At 38.7% G+C, this 3,366-nt stretch carries 2 protein-coding genes and 1 pseudogene; all 3 read left to right on the top strand.

Features of this window, described 5'->3' with window-relative positions:
• Positions 1–129 precede the first annotated feature (129 nt).
• A pseudogene (terL, locus tag GO685_RS04265) lies at positions 130–558 on the top strand (phage terminase large subunit); the annotation flags it as partial.
• 84 nt (positions 559–642) lie between these two features.
• Entirely contained in the window at positions 643–864 is a 222-nt protein-coding gene (locus GO685_RS04260) for a hypothetical protein (RefSeq protein WP_175937713.1), read from the top strand.
• Positions 865–984: 120 nt separating this feature from the next.
• Positions 985–3,033, top strand: coding sequence for a helicase-related protein (locus GO685_RS04255; protein WP_175937714.1), 2,049 nt, complete (start codon positions 985–987; stop codon positions 3,031–3,033).
• The last annotated feature ends 333 nt before the right edge of the window (positions 3,034–3,366 follow it).

Here is a 3,366-nt window from a genome sequence, read left to right as displayed (position 1 = left end):
TAAATTTACTGACATTGGCATGGCTAAGTTTGAAATGGTTACATGAATTTATCATAAATCACCACAGCATAAGTTGCCATGCAACAAAGCCATCCCAGTATCAAGTATTGGGATGACACCCTTCCGGTGGTCTGCACCACTTGGGCAAAAGTGGGCAATAAGTTTTATTTACTCGATGTATATCGTGCAAAACTCGAGTACCCAAAACTTAAAGAGCAAGTTCTGTCACTAGCTGCAAGATGGACACCACACGCAGTTTTAATTGAAGCAAAAACAAGCGGTCAGCAATTGGTGCAAGAGCTAAAAGCAAGCAGTGATTTACCCATTATTGAAATAGTACCACATGATGACAAACTCGCTCGATTCCACCAGATTGTTCCAATTATAGAGTCTGGAAAAGTTTTTCTGCCGCACCAAGCAGTATGGCTAAATGATTTTGGGTATGAAATTTTAATGTTCCCAGAGGCACATCACAATGACCAAGTCGATAGCACCGTGCAATATCTGCAATGGATAAGAGAAAGCACCTCTCGAGTCGCAGCTATACGAACATTATGATTTAAGATTAATCGCCACCAGAAAGGATATCATTCCAGCGCGTGACGCACATCTGTACGAACATTGTGCTACTAGGAGGGTGTCATGCAAGTAGCTGACACTGGCATCCAGAAATTTTATCAAGTAGGTGAGCATAAAAATTGTGTTAAAATGCACCATTTTTATGGAAAACTAGATCCCAGTATCAAGTACTGGGATGACAAAAAAGGAAGCGCTGGAATGACAAGAAATGGAGCTACTTGGGTGACAAGAAATGGAGGCGTTGAGATGACAGGAAGGGGCTACTTATATAACACCTTCCGGTGAGAGTTGCTCTCAAACTGCAATGTTTGTACAGTTGTGGAACGGCAGTATGATGTAGAGTGTAACCATAAGGTGACAGAATTTTAAGAAAGCCCTATTATGGATAAACAATTTTACACATGTATGAGTCTCAACGAGCAACCAGATGTGTTGGCCTTTCTGAATGGCAAGCTGGAGAATATACCTAAGTTTCATTCCACAATATTGCCTAAACTTTGTGGCGGAGATAGAGTAATGGACCTGCTGTTTTACAGGCCACACAGTTATGTAGATAGAAGTAAATCGCTACTTGATGCTCAAGTTGGAGAACTGACAACTTTCACAGCAAAAGTTCATGAACATCAGCCACCCACTTTTAGGGGTAGGCCATATAAAATAGTCGTTGAAGGCGAAAGTCAGTATATATTCATAGTCTTTTTTAATTACTCAGTTAAATATTTATATAAATCATTTCCAATTGGAGCCCATGTAATCATCAGTGGTAAACTTGACAAATTTGCTGGATATTGGCGAATTACTCACCCAGATTACGTATCGCTTAACATCGACCAATTTGAAGAGATAGCTTGCATAGAGCCGGTTTACCAATTATGTCGCGGCATTACTAACAAGAGTATTAAAAACATAATAAATTCCAATCTAAAAGAATTGCCTGATTTGCCAGAGTGGATAGATGGTACATTAATCGAGCAAAAAAAATGGCTGAGTTGGAGAGAAAGCATTATAAAGCTGCACAGACCAAGGTCATTGGCAGAAGCGGAAGTTTGTCGGAAAAGGCTTGCCTATGATGAATTGTTTGCGTATCAACTAGCACTAAAACTTGCAAGAGAAAATCACGTAAGAAAAGAGAGAAGAGAATTTACAATATCTAATAAATATAAAGAGCAAGTTTTAAATGGATTGTCATTCCAATTAACAAACGATCAAATTCGTGCAATAGATGAGATCTCGGAGAGACAAAAATCCAAATACCGCATGGTAAGCTTGCTACAAGGTGATGTCGGTAGTGGCAAGACCGTGGTTGCACTTTTTACGATGCTGAGTGCGGTAGAAAACAACATGCAGGCAGCTCTAATGGCACCAACTACTATCTTGGCGGAACAACATTATAATTGGATCGAAGAGGCTTTATCTTGCACCGATATAAAAGTTGCTCTGCTTACTGGTAAAACTACGCGCAAAGAAAGAAAGACTATCATGAACGAACTTGCAAGTGGTATTTTAAATATAGTGGTTGGCACTCATGCACTATTTCAGGCTAACGTTACGTTTAAAAATTTAGGGCTTGCAGTCATAGACGAACAACAGCGGTTTGGAGTGATGCAGAGAAATCGTTTAGTAGGAAAAGGAGAAAATACTGACATACTTTTTGTGACTGCAACTCCAATCCCAAGAACCTTGCAGCAAGCCATGTATGGTGATGTTGAATGCTCCGTTTTAAGGGAAAAACCAAAATCCAGGTTGCCAATAAAAACTGTCATTATGAACATTAAAAAAGTACCAGATATTATTGAAAAACTGAAGGATGCTATAAGCAGAGGCGAAAAAGCATATTGGATTTGTCCATATATAGAAGAAAACGAAGAACTAAATGTTGCTGCAGCAGAGATGCGCTTTCAGGAATTGCAAAAAACATTTTTTGATAAAGTTGAAATAATACACGGAAAACTGACTCAAGATCAGAAAGATCAAGCTATGTTCTCTTTCAAAAGAAATGAATTTTCCCTCCTAGTTGCAACAACTGTAATAGAAGTTGGTATAGATGTACCAGATGCAACCATTATGATTATAGAAAATGCAGAGCAATTTGGGTTATCGCAGTTACATCAGTTGAGAGGTAGGGTAGGGCGAGGAAGTAAGCCATCTTTTTGCGTATTACTATACGATAATCTAAGCAAAAGCTCATCTTCGAAGTTAAAGATTATGTGTGAGTCACAAGATGGATTTCAAATTGCTAAGAAGGACATGATGCTGAGAGGCAGCGGAGATATCTTAGGCATAAAACAATCAGGATGCATGGAGTTTAAATTTGCTGACTTGTATAAAGATAGAGAGCTACTCAACCTTGCATACAATAATCCGAAAGGTGCAATTGCTGAGAATAAATCTTTTGAACTACTACTTGATATATTCGAGTATAGAAGTAGATTACATTTTTCAAAATTTCAGTGAACTTCTCGCACAGCCATATGAAAAATCGGTAATCCACTCTCTTTATATCATTCCGGTGCACCTTCTCCTGTCATTCCAGCGCATGACGCACAACTGTACGAACATTGTGATTTGAGCCTACCACTAGGGTGTCACGCCAGTGCTTGACACTGGCATCCAGGAATTTTATTAAGTTGGTGAATATAAAAGTAGCTGTTTTATATTAAAATACGACGTTTTGATGATTATGGAGAGGCTGGATTCCAGCAGGCTTTGTTGCATGGCAACTAAAAAATCTAGTGGTTACTGACAAAATTCATTATAAAGTTTCTATTTGGCTACCGAAGAAAGAAT

Origin of the sequence: Wolbachia endosymbiont of Madathamugadia hiepei, assembly GCF_013366855.1 — a bacterium.
Lineage (GTDB): Bacteria > Pseudomonadota > Alphaproteobacteria > Rickettsiales > Anaplasmataceae > Wolbachia.
This window is presented reverse-complemented; position numbering and strand designations above follow the sequence as displayed.

Excerpts from the sequence above, each read along its gene's own strand:
- GO685_RS04260 (WP_175937713.1), top strand. The coding sequence starts at position 643 with ATGCAAGTAGCTGACACTGGCATCCAGAAATTTTATCAAGTAGGTGAG.
- GO685_RS04255 (WP_175937714.1), top strand. The coding sequence starts at position 985 with ATGAGTCTCAACGAGCAACCAGATGTGTTGGCCTTTCTGAATGGCAAG.